The organism is Pseudomonas sp. PS01270, from assembly GCF_029959775.1.
Classification (GTDB): Bacteria; Pseudomonadota; Gammaproteobacteria; order Pseudomonadales; family Pseudomonadaceae; genus Aquipseudomonas; species Aquipseudomonas atacamensis.
In genome coordinates, this window is record NZ_JASCPT010000066.1 from 1 (window position 1) to 15,551 (window position 15,551).

The following is a 15,551-nucleotide window of genomic DNA, read 5'->3' on the forward strand; positions in this document are numbered from 1 at the left end:
CGATCAGACGATCCGAACCACCTTCAGCAACGCGGCGCTCGATCAGACGATCAGAGCCACCTTCAGCAACGCGGCGCTCGATCAGACGATCCGAACCACCTTCGGCAACACGGCGTTCGATCAGACGATCCGAACCGCCTTCGGCAACACGGCGTTCGATCAGACGATCCGAACCGCCTTCAGCCAGACGGCTTTCGATCAGCTTGTCCGAGCCGCCTTCAGCGACCAGGGTGTGAGCAGGCGTTACTGCAAAAGCGTTAACTGCGAAAACCGAGAAAGCGATGCCGAGAAGGGTTTGGCGTTTCATGATCGTGTGCTCCAGAAAGTTGTTTGTTTGTCTGGAGCCGATGTTACGCCGCGCAGTTTTTATGAGAACTTCATTGACGTGATGGTGAACATCGACGCCGATGATGTTTGCCAGGAGCGTTGATTCAGAGCGCTTTCGCCCGGATGCACAACTCGCCGCTGGCACGAATCAGCGCCAGGTCGTGCAGCGCATCGGCGGCCAGAGTGCCGCGGACATCGGCCAGCCATGCCGGGCAATTCGGATCCTGGCGATAGGGCGCGAAGGCGGCGTACTGCTGCAACAAGCGCTTTTGCAGTTCATCCAGGCGCGGGCGGATCTGTTTGCCCAGATCCGGACGCGGTGTGTCCGGTGCAGCACCTGCCGCTTGCCATTGCGCGAGCAGACCGTATTGCACCAGTTTGTTCGCTTCCATCTGTGCGGCGATCAGTTGCGCGACGTCGTCCGGATCGAGTTTGTGTTCGGTGGCCAGAGTTCGGGCATTGGCGATGACCTGCGCCTCGCGCGGGCTGTCCTGAATAGGCTTGCCGCTGTCCCATTTGGTCAACGCAACCAGATCACCGATGCTCAGGCGTTCACTCAAAGTGGCCAGTAGCGGTTTCAACGAAGCAGGCGCCGCTGCGGGTGCGGCTGCCTGAGTGTAGGCGGCCGACAGAGCGAGGAGGGAGCCAAGCAGAAAATTTGCAACGTTACGCATGAACCGAGCCTCAATAGTACGTGTCGACAGAGTCGCTGATTTACCACAGCCGCAACACTGACACAAAGCGATGCACGGCATTTACACAAATGCAAAACAGACAATCAACACCGTCTGGAAATGTTGATTGCACGCTGCACGCAACTCACCGAAGCTATCGTCAATCAGGCCTGCCGCCGTCGAGATGGACCTCCATTCAATGCAAAGCGCCACCTTCGCCAAACCGCTCTGGCAAACCTATCTGCTGTTTCTCGCGCCGATGGTGCTGTCGAACTTCCTGCAATCGATGTCCGGGACGGTCAACAGCATCTACATAGGCCAGATGCTCGGCACCCAGGCGCTGGCGGCCGTATCCGGCATGTTTCCTGTCGTATTCTTTTTCATCGCCTTGGTCATCGGCCTCGGCGCTGGCGCGGGCGTGTTGATCGGTCAGGCGTGGGGCGCGCGCGAAACGCACATGGTCAAGGCGATTGCCGGAGCGACGCTGCTGCTGGGTGTGTTGATCGGTTTGGTCGCGGCGGTGCTGGGCACGGTGTTTGCGCGCCAGGCACTGACGGGGTTAGGCACGCCGGCGGATGTACTCGATGACGCGGTGGACTATGCCCGCGTCATGTTGTGGATTTTGCCATCGCTACTGGTATTCGTACTGTTCACCCAATTGCTGCGTGGTGTCAGCGATACGCTGTCGCCACTGCTCGCGCTGATCGTCTCCACCGCCGTGGGGCTGGCGCTGACGCCAGCGTTGATTCGCGGCTGGCTGGGTTTGCCGCCATTGGGCATTCAGAGCGCGGCGTATGCCGGGCTGGCGGGGAATCTGTCGGCAATGGCGTGGCTGGCCTGGCGGCTGATCCGCAAGGGCCATCCGCTGGCGCCGGATCGAGAGTTCTTTGCCGCATTGCGACTGGATCGGGTCATTCTCGGCAAGGTCCTGCGCATCGGCCTGCCCACCGGGGTACAGATGATCGTCCTGTCGTTATCGGAGCTGGTGATCCTGGCGCTGGTCAATCAGCACGGCTCGCAAGCGACGGCGGCGTATGGCGCAGTAACGCAGATCGTCAACTATGTGCAGTTTCCGGCGCTGTCGATTGCGATCACCGCGTCGATTCTCGGTGCCCAGGCAATCGGCGCCGGGCATCTGCAACGCATGGGGCCGATCCTGCGCACCGGGCTGTTGATCAATGTGTGCCTGACCGGTGGCCTGATTGTGCTGGGTTATCTGTTATCGCACTGGTTGCTGGGCCTGTTCCTGACCGAGGACTCGACCCGGGCGATGGCCGAGCATCTGCTGCACATCATGCTCTGGAGCCTGTTGGTGTTCGGCTTCCAGGCCATCATCGGCGGGATCATGCGTGCCAGCGGCACTGTCCTGGTGCCGGTGGTCATTTCGATTATCTGTGTGGTCGGCGTGCAGTTGCCGACGGCTTACTGGCTCGACGGGCAGTTCGGTTTGCAGGGTGTGTGGATGGCGTTTCCGGTTGCCTATTTGGGGATGCTGATTTTGCAGACCCTGTATTACAAATTGGTGTGGAAGCATCAGAAGATAGAGCGGTTGATATAGGCGCTGGCATAACAACGGGTTGTTTGCTTAAGTCAACCAAGGCCCTCGACGACACACGCCGCCCGGAGAATGTCATGACGTTGCGATTGCTGCTGGTTGCCGCGTTTACATCGTGCGTCATGGTCGGTGCGCAGGCGGCTGAATATAACCGGGTCAACACCAGCGCCAGCCAGATCAGCTTCACCTATCAGCAGATGGGCTCGCGAATGTACGGCACCTTCGGCAAGTTCGAGGCGACGCTGGACTTCGATACCGACGACCTCGGCAAAGCCCAGACCACGCTGCATATCGATCTCGCCAGCATCGATGCCGGCAGTGAAGACGCCAATACCGAACTGGTGAAACCGGCGTGGTTCGACACCGGGAAATTCCCGCTCGCGGTGTTCAAGTCCAGCCGTTTTACTCAAGTGGACGAGCATCGTTACCAAGTCGCCGGTCAGCTCACGCTCAAGGGCATCACTCGCGAGGTCGAGGTGCCGGTGGAGTTGAAACCGGACAACGCCATCGGCATCTTCGACGGTGAGCTGGTGCTCAATCGAGAGGAGTTCGGCCTCGGCGCGGGGGAGTGGGCTGACAGCGTGGTGTCGAGGGACATCAACATCAAATTCAGGGTGGTGGCGCCACAACAGTGACGGTTCAATAGATCCGGCACGGTATGATGTCGCGGTTCGTCGACGGCTCTGATCATCGGCAACGTTTTTTATCGCCGGAGTTTGCCCATGCCACGCATCACCCACTACACCTCCCCATGCCCGGAAAGCGTCAACAGCCAGATCCTGCAAATGGTCGTCGATTACCTGACCGACATCAGTGCGGTCGGCCTCGGCCCGAGCAATCTGCTGTACAACGTTTATCAGTACGCGGTGGGTTATGAGGTGCATCTCTACCTTGAGGCGTTGAACGGCCAGAAGGGCACCGAGGTGGAATTGCTGGTGGCCACTAACGATGAAAACCCGGAGCAAGTCATCGGATTTCTCATCTGTCTGCCGGTGCAGGGCGATTGGGAGGCGTGCAGCGTCGCGTACATGGCGGTGCGTGAAGGCCATCGGCGTCAGGGTGTGGCGCGGGCGATGCTCGCGGACATGGTCGGGCGCTATCCGCATGCGGAAATGGCCTGCAGCATTGGCAAGGTGCCGTATTTCGAGGCACTGGGTTTTGAAGTGATCGGCCAGCGCGAAACCCAGGTGCTGATGAGCACGCGGCATTACCGCAGCAACGGCCTGCGCGGGTTCATCGACACCACGCCGATCTATCGCTCGCTGGAAGTGCAGCAGATTCACACCTATCTGCTGCAGAAGAACGGCAAGCGCGCGATGCTCGATGCGGAAAAACAACGCGACCGCCATCTGGACCAGACCAGCCGCCACGTAGAAGAATTTGTCCGTCAGCGCCTGACTCTGCATTGACCGGGAGCGTGCAATGGACGACTCAAGTACCGCCAGTCGTCCCTGCACAATGCCGGTTCATGCCGGACGCGATCCCGGCCAACCGGATTTTTTCAGCGCCGCCAGAAGCGTCTGCGCATCCAGGCCCGGCACCGAATGACCGTTGCCCTCGCTGCTGTTGCTGGCGAGCAGGGCATTGATGATCGCTTCTTCAACGGCTTCGGTCGCGGCCAGAAACAGCTCGCTGATGTGGTCGTTGTTGACCATGCGCAAACCGTCACAGGTGGCTGCGCGTTTAGCCTCGTAAGCGGCGGGCGGGACGTGATCATTGCCGGTGGCGAAAGCAATGAAGATGTCGCCGCTGTGGTCTTCGTTACCGCCGCCGGTGCGCGCCAGGCCCAGGCTGGCACGCTGTGCCAGACGCGTGCATTGATGGGGCAGCAGCGGCGCATCAGTCGCCAGGCAGACGACGATCGAGCCCATGCCCGGGTGCGGCAGCGCTGCCCGCAGAAACGGTGAATCCTTCTGTTCCATATAGCGCCCGACCGGGTAACCATCGACGCGTAATTCACTGCGAATGCCGTGGTTGGCCTGCACGATCGCGCCGACGGTCCAGCCTCCCTGGGCAGCACTCAAACGGCGCGATGCGGTGCCGATGCCACCTTTGAATTCGTGGCAGATCATGCCGCTGCCACCACCCACCGCACCTTCGCGCACCGGCCCGTCCACGGCGCCGTTCAGTGCCTCGGCGACATGCTCGGGTTTGACGTGAAAGCCGTTGATGTCATTGAGCAGTCCATCGAAGGTCTCCAGCACCACCGGCATATTCCAGTAAAGCCGCCCGTCATCCGGCTGCTGCTCTCGGTCCAGCACAATCAGCGCATCACGCACCACACCGAGGCTGTGGGTGTTGGTAAAGGCAATCGGACTGGTCAGCAGACCGGCCTCGCGAATCCATTCCAGGCCGGTCGCATCACCGTTGCCATTGAGTACATGCACGCCGGCAAAGCACGGTTGCTGGCTGGTCGAGCCGGGGCGCGGCTCGATCAGCGTGACGCCGGTGCAAATGTCACGGCCGCTGCTGCTGCGCCCGCGTACATTGCTGTGACCGACGCGCACCCCCGGCACATCGGTAATGGCGTTGAGCGGGCCGGGTTGCATCTGGCCAATCAGGATATCGAGATCACGGGCACGCGGATTCATAAGATTCAGTCTCTTCATTGAAAAGGTCGGGCGGCTTACCGCTCGGATGAGGCAGGCAGATTTCTTGCGCGGTTACTGGCCGTTCTTGACCTTGCTCCACACCCGCGTACGCACGCGTTCGGCGGCTTTGGGCAAGGGTTCGAGGGTGTAAAGCGTGGCCATGGCGGCAGGGGACGGGTACACCGCCGGGTTGTCGCGAGTGGTTGCTGCCACCAGCGTTGTCGCGGCGCGATTGCCATTCGGGTACGACAGGTGATCACTGACCGGTGCGATCACTTCCGGCCGCAGCAGGTAATCGATAAACGCCAGGCCTTGGGCGCGATTGGGGGCGTCCTTGAGCAGCACCAGAGTGTCGAACCACACCGGCGCGCCTTCCTTGGGCAGGCTGTAGGCGATCTTTACGCCGTTGTTGGCCTGTTCGGCGTTGGTCTTGGCTTCGAGCATTGCCCCGGACCAGCCAACCGCCACGCAGATATTGCCGTTGGACAGATCGCTGATGAACTTCGAGGAGTTGAAGTAGGCGATGTGCGGGCGCAGCTTGAGCAGCAGTGCTTCGGCTTTTTTGTAGTCTTCGGGGTTGGTGCTGTTGGGCGGCAAGCCCAGATAATGCAGGGCGACCGGCAGCATTTCCGACGGCGAATCGAGCATCGCCACGCCGCACTCGCCCAGTTTGGCCAGATTGGCTTCGTTGAACAGCAACTCCCAGGAATCCACCGGCGCTTTGTCACCCAACACGGCGCGGACTTTTTCGACGTTGTAGCCGATGCCGTTGGTACCCCACAGGTAAGGCACGGCGTACTGATTGCCCGGATCGTTGACCGCGAGTTTTTTCAGCAGATCGGGGTCGAGGTTTTGCCAGCCTGGCAGTTGATCGCGAGGCAATGGGGCGAGGGCGCCGGCCTTGATCAGGGTCGGCAGGCTGAAGTTGCTCGCCACGACAACGTCGTAGCCGCTGCGGCTGGTCATCAGTTTGCCTTCGAGCACTTCGGCGCTGTCGAAGGTGTCGTACACCGGCCGGATGCCGCTGTCGCGCTGGAAATCATGCAGGGTGTTCGGCCCGATGTAGTCGTACCAGTTGTAGACGTGCACGCTCGGCACGTCGGCTGCCATGGCGGCCGAGGAGAGACAAAAACAGGCCAGCAGGCCCGGGTTGATAGATCCACGGTGACGACGCATGATGCGGCACTCCTGGCCTGTCGCAGGCCGGTGATGAACTGGAGTGGTCAGGCTAACGGGCCGGTCACACCAGCCCCATTCCCATCATGGGTTACTCGAAAGGGGTAGTGCGTGGACGCGTTGTTGCAGGAATTGCCGGTGCATCAGAGTCTGGCGCGGGTATTTTCTCACCTCGGGCAGGACGGTTTCTGGCGCGCGCTGGTCGACACCCTGCGCCTGCTGGTGCCGCTGGACAATGCCCTCGTCGCCCTGATGCAGGCCGGCCAGCCGCCGCGTTTGCTGATCGACTTCGACAGCAAGGGCTACGTGGACGACCAGCAGGAGCTGGCCGGTTATACCGCCGGCATGTACCTGCTCGATCCGTTTTATCAAGCCGCCGTCAGCGGGATCAGCGACGGCCTGCACAGCCTGGCGTCCGTTGCGCCGGATCAGTTTCTGCACAGCGAGTACTACCAGAGCTACTTTCGTGCCGTGGTGGGCGAGGATGAATTGCAGTTTCTGATCAACGTCGAAGGCGCGGTACTCGGCTTGTCCCTGGGCCGCTCGACCGCGTTTGGCATGGCCGAGCAGGGTCGCCTGTTGTGCGTACGTGACTGGGTATTGGCGGCGATGCATCGCCACATGCAGTTGCTGCCGCCGCAAGGGCCGGTGGCTGAAGCGGTGGTGGGTGATCTGGCGACGTTGCTGGACCGTTTCGATGCCCGGCTGACCGCGCGCGAGATCGACACGGCGCGCCTGATCCTGCAGGGCTTTTCCAGCAAGGCGATGGCCCAGCAGATGGGGATTTCGCCGGAAACCGTGAAGGTGCATCGGCGCAATCTCTATCACAAGCTCAATGTCACCGGGCATGGTGAGTTGTTTGCACTGGTGCTGCGGCCGACGGTTTTTTGATCAACACAGAACTTGTGTGGGAGCGAGCCTTGGTGTTTCAGCTGATGCGCTGGAAGACCAGGGCTTTCAGGCCGCTCTCTGAATCGATATCGGGAAACTCTGGCGGGTTGTCCAGCCGATGATCGAAGCGCAGGCTGGGCGCTTCCTGGGTCACGCCATCAATGAGAAAGTCGGAACCGAACGACGGGTCGTTCATGCACGCCAGCACCGTACCTTGCGCGGTCAGCAGTTCCGGCAAGCGGCGCAATACGCGTTGATAGTCCTTGGTCAGCAAAAAGCTGCCTTTCTGAAACGACGGCGGGTCGATGATCACCAGATCGTACGGGCCGCTGTTGATCACCTTGCCCCAGGATTTGAACAGGTCGTGGCCGAGAAAGCTGACCTTGCTCAGGTCGTGGCCGTTCAGGCGGTGATTGTCGCGACCTCGGCTCAGCGCGGCGCGGGACATATCGAGGTTGACCACATGGCTGGCGCCACCCTCGATTGCCGCCACGGAAAAGCCGCAGGTGTAGGCGAACAGGTTCAACACCCGCTTGCCCGCCGCCTGTTCGCGCACCCAGTTGCGGCCGTAGCGCATGTCGAGAAACAGCCCTGTGTTCTGCTTGCGTCCCAGGTCGACGCGGTACTGCAAGCCACCCTCGACGATGGTCATTTCTTCGATTTCCTCACCGATCAGCCATTCGGCCGTGCTTTGCGGCAGATAACGGTGCTGGATCAGCAAAGTGTGCGCGCCGGATTGCTGCCATTCGGCCGATGCAGCGAGTTGCAGCAGTAAATCCCGCAGATCCTGCAGTTGCTCAGGCGCCGGTTCCTTGAAAAGCGACACCAGTACCACGCCCTGCAACCAGTCCACGGTCAGCTGCTCCAGCCCCGGCCAGCAGCGCCCGCGGCCGTGAAAAAAACGGCGGGTTTCGCTGGGCGCCGTTGCCAGTGCGGGCAGCAAATGAGCGTGGAGGGTCGCGAGGGCTTCAGGGGTCATGGATCAGGATCGGCCAGTCAAAGGGCCGGCATTTTAACCACAAATGAGGGGATTCGATGGGCGCTGCGCTTCGAAAAACAACACCTTGGCGAAATCCTCCGTATCAAAAATGAATTTCTACAAGGCGCGCTGCTCATACCAGATAAGCAGCGGATTCAAAACCGCTTATCAAAAATGTAATTCGGGGGAGTGCTGTTCATGTGCCCTACACCTACGTCGAGCGCGCACCTTCCTGGCGGGTTGATTCTGATTGTCGAGGACGATCCGTTGATTCTGGAGTTTCTTTGCGAAATTCTCCAGGAGGAAGGGTTCAAGGTCGAACCGCAAACCAGCGCCGACGCTGCGTCGCTGTATCTGGAAAAGCACGCGGCGGACGTTGCGCTGCTGCTGACCGACATCACCATGCCCGGCACGCTTAACGGCGCCGACCTGGCCAATCTGTTCGGCGACCGCTGGCCGGAGAAACCGGTGATGGTCATGTCCGGCTATGAAACGCCTGAGACCTCCGGGGTCAAGCATTCGGTGGCGTTCATCAAGAAGCCGTGGGCGATCGGACAGTTGCTCGACTGTGTGGAAAGCGCGTTCAAATCCAAGGCGCCGCAGTTGCACTGACAAGTGCTACATTGCCGGGCCAGGCTGCCCGGCCAACTGTCAGAGGATTTGCTCTCTTGTCTGCACAAGCATCGGTTTTTGATCGCGCGTTCGGCGCGTTCCTGTTCGACATGGACGGCACCGTCCTCAACTCCATCGCCGCCGCCGAGCGCATCTGGTCAGCGTGGGCGGTGCGCCATGGCGTTGATGTCGAGACGTTCCTGCCGACCATCCATGGCGCGCGGGCGATCGACACCATCACCCGGCTGAATCTGCCGGGAGTGGATGCCGAGCAACAGGCAGCGTTCATCACCGCAGCGGAAATCAATGACGTTGAAGGCATTGTCGAGATTCCTGCGGCGGCAGCCTTTCTCAACGCGCTGCCGAAAAATCGTTGGGCGATGGTGACGTCGGCGCCTCGCGATCTGGCGTTGCGGCGGATGGCGGCGGCGGGTATCCCCGAGCCGGCGGTGATGATCACGGCGGAAGATGTAAAGGCTGGCAAGCCTGATCCTGCGGGGTATCTGCTGGCGGCGAAAAAGCTCGGTGTCGAGCCGGCTGACTGTCTGATTTTTGAAGACGCCACGGTTGGTATTCAGGCTGCGGAAGCGGCGGGCGCTGCACTGATGATCATCACCGCCACGCACCAGCACCCGATCGAAACGGCGCATGCGACGTTGGCCAGTTACGATGCGATCAGCGTCAGGGTCGGCGCCGATGGTCTGCTTCGTCTGACGGAAATCTGATCTGTTCCGAAATGCCCCTCACCCTAGCCCTCTCCCGGAAGGAGAGGGGACTGACCGGGGGATATTCAGGTAATACGCCGACGTGAAAAGTCTTCTCTGAATCCATAATCGCTATGGTCTTTCAGGTCGACGTCAAGTTCAGCACAACTCGGTCGGTTCCCTCTCCCCCGGGAGAGGGCTAGGGTGAGGGGCTACGGTCTGCCAGACACAGGGGAGCGTCGATCAAACCACATCCCAGTCACCGGTCGGCAGCTCAACCATGCCGGCAATATCGCAACTACGCTGATCCATGCTTGTGAAATCGTCGCCAAAGTCGAGCGCGGTGGAACTCCTTGCTAATGAGGTAAACGCATGAAGATCGATCTGAGTGGAAAACTGGCCATTGTCAGCGGCAGTACCGGCGGCATCGGCCTGGGCATCAGCCAGTCGCTGGCCGAAGCCGGGGCGACGGTGGTGGTCATCGGTCGCGACACGGCCAAGGTCGAGCAGGCGCTGGCGAGCATTCGCCACGCGGTGCCCAGCGCGCAGTTGCGTGGTCTGACCGCCGATCTGGGCACGGCCGAGGGCGCGGAAAAGCTGTTCGCCGCCGAACCGCGCGCGGACATTCTGGTGAACAACCTTGGCATCTTCAACGACGTCGATTTCTTCGAGACTCCCGACAGCGAGTGGACGCGCTTCTATGAAGTCAACGTGATTTCCGGCGTGCGCCTGGCGCGGCATTATGTGCCGGCGATGGTTGAGCAGGGTTGGGGCCGGGTGATCTTTCTGTCATCGGAATCCGGGGTGGCGACGCCGGCTGACATGCTCAATTACGGCGTGACCAAAAGCGCCAACCTCGCGGTGTCCCATGGCCTGGCCAAACGTCTGGCTGGCACCGGGGTCACGGTCAATGCGATCCTGCCGGGGCCGACTTTCACCGACGGCCTGCAGGACATGCTCAGAGACGCGGCCGCCGAATCCGGGCGCGACCTGCGCGACGAAGCCGACGCCTTTGTGCGCAAGGCCCGTCCGACCTCGATCATCCAGCGTGTGGCGGATGTTTCGGAGGTGGCGCATCTGGTCACGTACATTGCTTCACCGCTGTCCTCGGCCACCACGGGCGCGGCCTTGCGCGTCGATGGCGGTGTGGTCGACAGCCTGACTATCTGAAATTTCCGAAAGAGAGGTTTTATGCCAACAGCATCTGCAACCATCGACATCCCGGCCTCGGCCGATCAGGTCTGGCAATTGATCGGCGGCTTCAACACGCTGCCGGACTGGCTGCCGTTGATTATCCAAAGTGAACTGAGCGAAGGCGGGCGAGTGCGCACGCTGAAAACGGGCGATGGCGGCGTTGTCGTCGAACGTCTGCAGACCTTCGATAACGCTGCGAGAACCTACAGCTATTCCATCGAACAGGCACCGTTCCCGGCCAGCGATTACCTGGCGACGATCAAGGTTGAAGCCCAGGGGCAGGGCTCGCGGGTGACGTGGTCGGGGCGCTTCAATGCGGTCGGCGTGAGCGATGAAGAAGTGGTGGCGCTGTTCAACGGCATCTACCAGGGCGGGCTCGAGGCCTTGCGGGCGAATTACCCAACCTGAGACGCAGATCGTTCCCACGCTCTGCGTGGGAATGCAGCCCGGGACGCTTTGCGTCCCATTTCGAAAGCCGGAACGCGGAGCGTCCCTTGAGGCATTCCCACGCGGAGCGTGGGAACGATCGGCGCGAGACGTCAGGCCTGACTGATCAAACTCTGCCGACAATCCAGCACCAGTTTCGCCCCACCCAGATCGCTGCTGCCGACGTCAAGACTGAAGCCGTGCAAGCTCACAATCGCCGCGACAATCGACAGCCCCAGACCAAAGCCACTCTGCGGCTGGCCACCCTCGGTGCGGTAAAACCGCTGGAACACCGCCTCACGTTCAGCCTCGGGAATCCCGGGCCCTGAGTCATGAACCTCGATCCGCGTCTGGCCATTGGCATTGACCCCACGCAACATCACCGTGCCGCCGGGCGGGGTGAATTTGATCGAGTTGCTCAGCAGGTTCGCCAGCGCTTCGAACAGCAACGCGCGGTCGCCATTGAGCGGCGGCAGCGTCTCCGGCATGTTCAACTGGAAACGCAGATCGCCTTCCTCGGCCAGCGGCAGATAGAACTCGTGCAACTCCTCCAGCAAACGCACCGGATCAAGTTCGACGAAACCTGAACGGCGCTGGCGATCTTCCAGTTCGGAAATCCGCAACAAACCCCGGAAGCGCGCCATCAGCGTATCCGCTTCAGCCAGTACCAGATCCAGTTGCGCCGCTTCTTGCGAACCTTCGCCCGCCTGTTGCTGCATGCGATACAACTGCGCGCGCAGGCGGGTCAGCGGCGTGCGCAAATCGTGGGCGATATTGTCGCAGACACCTTTGACCTCGTTCATCAAGCGCTCGATGCGCTCAAGCATGGCGTTGACGATGGCGGCGAGCATGTCCAGTTCATCGCGGCGATTGGACAGCGGCAAGCGGTGCGTCAGGTCACCGGCGACGATGGCCTGGGCACTGTTCTGAATCGCGCGGATGCGCTGCAACGGCCGACGCCGCAGCAGATGCCAACCGGCGACCCCGGGAATAATCGTCAGCGACACCCCCCAGAACAACGCGTGCAAAATGATCCGCGTCACCGCGAACAGCGAACCGTTGTCACGCAGCAGCACCAGCCAGCGCCCGTCGCGGGTTTGCGTGGCAACGGCATCGCAGCTGTCGTTCGGCAGGGTCGGATCGTCGGAATCGGCGCACTCGGCGAGCATGTGGATCTTGCCGTCGAGTGGCAGTCCTTTGGGAATTTGCTGAAGTGCGCCGCCCAGGTAAACGCCGTCCGCGCTGAACAGACCATAGGCGTCAATACCACGGATATCGAAGGTCATGCTGGCGGCGAGGGCGTCTTCGAGTTGCTCGCCGCGAAAATGCGAAAACAGATGCTGGCGTTGCATCAACGAATGTTTGGCCAGTTTGTCGAGGTAGCCGGATACCTCGTAGTACATGACCCCCATGAGGATCGCGCTCCAGGCCACGAACAGCGAGCTGTACAGCGCCAGCAAGCGGCTGCTGGACGAGCGCCAGCCGTCAGACGGGTTCGGCAATGACATAGCCGGAGCCCCGTACCGTGCGGATCAGCGGAACGTTTCCGGCTGCGTCGATCTTCTTGCGCAGACGGCCGATATGCACGTCGATGAGGTTGGTGCCCGGGTCGAAGTGATAACCCCAGACCTCTTCGAAAATCATCATCCGCGAGAGAATCTGGCCGCTGTTGCGCATCAGAAACTCGAGCAGTTTGTATTCGGTGGGCAGCAGCGTCAGCACCTGGCCGGCGCGGCGGGCTTCATGGCTGATCAGGTCGAGTTCGAGGTCGGCGACTTTCAGCGTGGTGGCCTGGGTGGCGACGCTGTTCTGCCGGCGCAGCAACACTTCGACCCGCGCGGCCATTTCATCGGTGGCGAACGGTTTGGTCAGGTAGTCATCGCCACCGGCGCGCAAACCGCGCACTCGCTCATCGACATCGGAGAGGGCGCTGATCATCAGAATCGGCGTCGCCACGCCCATGGTGCGCAGGGTGGTGACGATGGCCAGACCATCCAGCTCGGGCAGCATGCGATCGAGGGTGATTAGGTCGTAGTTGCCGCTGACGGCGCGGTCGAGGCCTTCGCGGCCATTGTCGACCCAGTCGACATCCAGCCCGTGGCTGCTCAGTTCGGCAACGATTTCCCGCGCGGTCACGGCGTCGTCTTCGATGGTCAAGATACGAGTCATAGGCAGGCCTGCTGATCGGTTCAAACGGAATGGCAGCATTTTGCCAAGAATTTACCGTGACGCTTTAAATTAACTTTCATCTTCGTCGCGACGGTGAATCGGAACTGATCGGATTTGCCAGTCAGTCATCAATGCAGAAAACCCGCAGGCGCTGAGCATTTATTGCAAATTGCACGGATCAGCGAAGTTCAAACTTTATAACCTGTTGAAAATAAAGAGTTTATTTAGTTTCTGTAACTGGCACGGTCACTGCAATTCCTCACCTGACGAGTTGTAACACCATTTTTCATGCCTGGAGCAGTACAACAATGAATAGATCCCCTGATGGCTATTATCCTGACGTGGAAGAGTCGAGCAGCGTCTCAGGCGTGTCCTGGGGCGCGATCTTTGCCGGTGCTGCGGCGGCCGCTGCGCTGTCGATGATTCTCGTGCTGCTCGGTTTCGGTCTGGGCTTTTCGGCGGTTTCACCGTGGGCCGGAGAGGGCGTCAGCGCCAAGGGCCTGGGCATTTCGACGATTGTCTGGCTGGCGGTGACGCAGATCATTGCTTCCGGCATGGGCGGCTACATTGCCGGTCGTCTGCGCGTTAAGTGGGCCAACATGCACGGTGACGAAGTCTACTTCCGTGACACCGCCCACGGCTTCCTCGCCTGGTGCGTCGCCACGCTGGTCACCGCTGTGCTGGTGGTCGGTTCGGTCAGCAGCGTCGTCAGCGGCGGTGTGCAGGCTGGGGCTAACGTCGTCGGCGGTGCTGCCGGTGCCATGAGCCAGGCCGCCGGTTCTGCCGCAGCCAATACTGACAGCGATCAGTACGGCTACTTCGTCGACAGCCTGTTCCGCGATGATCGTCCGGCTGCCGTCAGCGATGACGCCGCACGCGGCACCGTGACCCGCATCTTCGCCCAGAGCCTGGCCAACGGTCAGCTCAGCGCCGAAGACCGCACCTACCTCGCACAACTGGTATCGCAACGTACCAACCTGAGCCAGGCCGATGCTGAACGTCGTGTCGACGAAATCTACGCCAACACCCAGAAAGCCATCGCTGACGCCAAACTGAAAGCTCAGCAAGCGGCCGATACCGCCGCCAAAGTCGCGGCCTACACCTCGCTGTGGATGTTCGTCGCGCTGCTGGCCGGTGCGTTCTTCGCCAGCCTGGCAGCCACCTTCGGCGGTCGTCGTCGCGATGCAGTCGAGTACGTTGAAGTCGACACCTACACCACAACCACTCCGGTCCGTTAAAAAGGAGAGTCACCATGCGCTCATTACTGCTGTTTTTCCTCGGCGTACCGATCCCGATCATCATCCTGATCGCCCTGTTCGTACACTGATCCCTCTGAGGCAGGATGCCTCTGCCGCTTTCGTCTTCGGCTGAAAGCGGCTTTTTTGCGTTTGGGAACTGCAAACGCAAGCTTGGTGAATTACTCGGTCGGCACGACATTATCCAGCGCTTTGTTCACGGCCAGTTCTCCCAACATCACCACTTGCGCAATGCCCAACAGGGTATTGCGCCGTGAGCCTTCGAGCATCCCGGCAAAGTCACCGAGCATCACCGTGGCGGACGCCAGGGATTCGCACGCGTTGACCAGCAAGGATTCGGTGTCGGATTGCGGGTTGACCATGAACAGAGTATTGGGGCTGTACGGCGTGGCGTTGATCCTGGCCGGCGGATTGGAAGGTGTGTGTGACATCAGCTGAAACTCCGATGAGAGCCGCTTGGTGTGAGAGAGAACGCCACGGGGTGACGTGCACGCTGGCAGTGAGGGAGCACGCCCCCTCATACCTCGGTTGCGGCTAGTTCGACACGCGTCGGCTGTCGAGCACGCGATTGACGACCAGCTCACTCAGCATGATCACCTGCTGCAACATCAGCAGCGAACGGCGCTGTGCAGGCTCGATGACGTTGCTTATTTCGCGGGCCATGTCGTTCGCCGCAGCCAGCGATTCACAGGCTTCGAGGAGCAAGGTTTCCTCGTCCACCGTTGGGTCGACGAGAAAGATCCGGCCCGGTTGACGAGTGGGAATCGTAGTCTTCACGGTTTGCGGATCGAGATAAAAGTTGATGGCGCGAGCGGCGGCGTCTTTTATGCGCTGAGGCTCCAGAGCGGGGTCGTACGGGATCGAATCGGCTTCTGGCGGGTTTGGCGTTACTTTGAACATGGATGACTCTCTATCTTGAAGGAATGAAGAGCCGTCACTATCGCTACCAAACGAAGGGTGGCGGCCACGCGCAGGTTGGTAGACCGGTCAAGATAGT

At 60.7% G+C, this 15,551-nt stretch carries 17 protein-coding genes and 1 pseudogene; 9 read left to right on the forward strand and 9 right to left on the reverse strand.

What is annotated here, in order from left to right:
• Positions 1-307: hypothetical protein (locus QMX86_RS17805; protein WP_282385920.1), on the reverse strand; the 307-nt coding region annotated here is incomplete at its 3' end.
• 124 nt (positions 308-431) lie between these two features.
• The gene (locus tag QMX86_RS17810; RefSeq protein WP_073471275.1) at positions 432-1,001 is read right to left on the reverse strand and encodes a chorismate mutase; all 570 of its coding nucleotides are present in this window, start codon (positions 999-1,001) and stop codon (positions 432-434) included.
• A 199-nt stretch (positions 1,002-1,200) separates the two neighbouring features.
• Here QMX86_RS17810 and QMX86_RS17815 point away from each other — a divergent pair, with 199 nt between their 5' ends.
• From QMX86_RS17815 to QMX86_RS17825, 3 genes are all read left to right on the forward strand, one after another.
• Positions 1,201-2,559, forward strand: coding sequence for an MATE family efflux transporter (locus QMX86_RS17815; RefSeq protein ID WP_073471274.1), 1,359 nt, complete (start codon positions 1,201-1,203; stop codon positions 2,557-2,559).
• A gap of 74 nt (positions 2,560-2,633) precedes the next feature.
• A complete protein-coding gene (locus QMX86_RS17820) occupies positions 2,634-3,191 on the forward strand; it encodes a YceI family protein (protein WP_073471273.1) in 558 nt (185 codons plus the stop codon).
• 87 nt (positions 3,192-3,278) lie between these two features.
• Complete coding sequence (locus QMX86_RS17825) at positions 3,279-3,965, forward strand: GNAT family N-acetyltransferase (RefSeq protein ID WP_073471461.1); 687 nt, start codon at positions 3,279-3,281, stop codon at positions 3,963-3,965.
• Between the two features lie 57 nt (positions 3,966-4,022).
• Here the strand turns inward: QMX86_RS17825 and QMX86_RS17830 are convergent, their stop codons facing one another.
• Together QMX86_RS17830 and QMX86_RS17835 are read right to left on the reverse strand one after the other, a co-directional pair.
• The gene (locus QMX86_RS17830) at positions 4,023-5,147 is read right to left on the reverse strand and encodes a P1 family peptidase (RefSeq protein ID WP_073471272.1); all 1,125 of its coding nucleotides are present in this window, start codon (positions 5,145-5,147) and stop codon (positions 4,023-4,025) included.
• Positions 5,148-5,219: 72 nt separating this feature from the next.
• Positions 5,220-6,323, reverse strand: a complete 1,104-nt coding sequence (locus QMX86_RS17835) for a polyamine ABC transporter substrate-binding protein (protein WP_110645520.1) — start codon at positions 6,321-6,323, stop codon at positions 5,220-5,222.
• 111 nt (positions 6,324-6,434) lie between these two features.
• Between QMX86_RS17835 and QMX86_RS17840 the strand changes: the two genes are divergently transcribed.
• Positions 6,435-7,214: a helix-turn-helix transcriptional regulator gene (locus QMX86_RS17840; RefSeq protein WP_130901738.1), complete on the forward strand. Its 780-nt coding sequence runs from the start codon at positions 6,435-6,437 to the stop codon at positions 7,212-7,214.
• Positions 7,215-7,251: 37 nt separating this feature from the next.
• Here QMX86_RS17840 and QMX86_RS17845 read toward each other — a convergent pair whose 3' ends face one another.
• The gene (locus QMX86_RS17845; RefSeq protein WP_282385910.1) at positions 7,252-8,193 is read right to left on the reverse strand and encodes a class I SAM-dependent methyltransferase; all 942 of its coding nucleotides are present in this window, start codon (positions 8,191-8,193) and stop codon (positions 7,252-7,254) included.
• 198 nt (positions 8,194-8,391) lie between these two features.
• Here QMX86_RS17845 and QMX86_RS17850 point away from each other — a divergent pair, with 198 nt between their 5' ends.
• The 4 genes from QMX86_RS17850 to QMX86_RS17865 all read left to right on the forward strand — a co-directional run bounded on the left by QMX86_RS17850 (position 8,392) and on the right by QMX86_RS17865 (position 11,111).
• Positions 8,392-8,805, forward strand: coding sequence for a response regulator (locus QMX86_RS17850; RefSeq protein WP_024013374.1), 414 nt, complete (start codon positions 8,392-8,394; stop codon positions 8,803-8,805).
• Positions 8,806-8,861: 56 nt separating this feature from the next.
• Positions 8,862-9,530 (forward strand): HAD-IA family hydrolase, encoded by a 669-nt coding sequence (locus QMX86_RS17855; RefSeq protein ID WP_282385908.1) that lies wholly within the window; start codon positions 8,862-8,864, stop codon positions 9,528-9,530.
• Between the two features lie 351 nt (positions 9,531-9,881).
• Positions 9,882-10,679 carry an SDR family oxidoreductase gene (locus QMX86_RS17860; protein WP_071171794.1) on the forward strand — a complete coding sequence of 266 codons (798 nt, stop codon included), beginning with the start codon at positions 9,882-9,884 and terminating at the stop codon, positions 10,677-10,679.
• Positions 10,680-10,700: 21 nt separating this feature from the next.
• Complete coding sequence (locus QMX86_RS17865) at positions 10,701-11,111, forward strand: SRPBCC family protein (protein WP_110645522.1); 411 nt, start codon at positions 10,701-10,703, stop codon at positions 11,109-11,111.
• 131 nt (positions 11,112-11,242) lie between these two features.
• On the opposite strand, the gene QMX86_RS17870 is transcribed toward QMX86_RS17865, so the two are convergent.
• Positions 11,243-12,637 carry a HAMP domain-containing sensor histidine kinase gene (locus QMX86_RS17870; protein ID WP_282385905.1) on the reverse strand — a complete coding sequence of 465 codons (1,395 nt, stop codon included), beginning with the start codon at positions 12,635-12,637 and terminating at the stop codon, positions 11,243-11,245.
• Entirely contained in the window at positions 12,615-13,298 is a 684-nt protein-coding gene (locus QMX86_RS17875) for a response regulator transcription factor (RefSeq protein ID WP_039762250.1), read from the reverse strand. Before QMX86_RS17875 ends, QMX86_RS17870 begins: the two co-directional genes overlap by 23 nt.
• 308 nt (positions 13,299-13,606) lie before the next feature.
• Between QMX86_RS17875 and QMX86_RS17880 the strand changes: the two genes are divergently transcribed.
• Positions 13,607-14,536, forward strand: coding sequence for a hypothetical protein (locus QMX86_RS17880; protein ID WP_282385900.1), 930 nt, complete (start codon positions 13,607-13,609; stop codon positions 14,534-14,536).
• Between the two features lie 179 nt (positions 14,537-14,715).
• Here the strand turns inward: QMX86_RS17880 and QMX86_RS17885 are convergent.
• Together QMX86_RS17885 and QMX86_RS17890 are read right to left on the reverse strand one after the other, a co-directional pair.
• Positions 14,716-14,958: pseudogene (locus tag QMX86_RS17885) on the reverse strand (DUF6124 family protein); the annotation flags it as partial.
• Positions 14,959-15,088: 130 nt separating this feature from the next.
• Complete coding sequence (locus QMX86_RS17890) at positions 15,089-15,454, reverse strand: hypothetical protein (protein WP_130929717.1); 366 nt, start codon at positions 15,452-15,454, stop codon at positions 15,089-15,091.
• Between the last annotated feature and the right edge of the window lie 97 nt (positions 15,455-15,551).